Origin of the sequence: Acinetobacter haemolyticus (assembly GCF_900406815.1) — a bacterium.
GTDB lineage: Bacteria > Pseudomonadota > Gammaproteobacteria > Pseudomonadales > Moraxellaceae > Acinetobacter > Acinetobacter haemolyticus_A.
Map to the genome: position 1 here is coordinate 1 of NZ_OVCN01000053.1, position 404 is coordinate 404.

Here is a 404-nt window from a genome sequence, read left to right on the forward strand (position 1 = left end):
CATATAAACGAAAATGATCGACGGCCCGGCAAGGCTAATCGTTTTGCCAGACCCCATAAACAACCCCGTACCAATGGCACCGCCAATGGCAATAAGCTGAATATGTCGGTTTGTGAGATTGCGCCGTAGCGACTGTTCAGCCGGAGCCTGATCATCGGCAACGACTTTTACCTGATCTACCATGTTTTTTTCTTCCTGTACCTGTCTGTGTTGTTCAGGCTCTACGGCCTTTAGTCAGTCTATGATACGACGAATCTGTATCGGGACTCATCGATATTAGGTAACAATACGCGGGATGAATACTAAGATTTAGATCTAATGTTAATTTTATGTTTAAAGTGAGTGTCATATCACGGTGATAACGCGAAACAGCTCACAAAAATACACGCTTACGGGGTCTTTGC

General features: G+C 44.6%; 1 pseudogene. It reads right to left on the reverse strand.

The annotated features are described in order from the left end of the window. A pseudogene (locus DK207_RS15630) lies at window positions 1-183 on the reverse strand (hypothetical protein); the annotation flags it as partial. Window positions 184-404 lie beyond the last annotated feature (221 nt).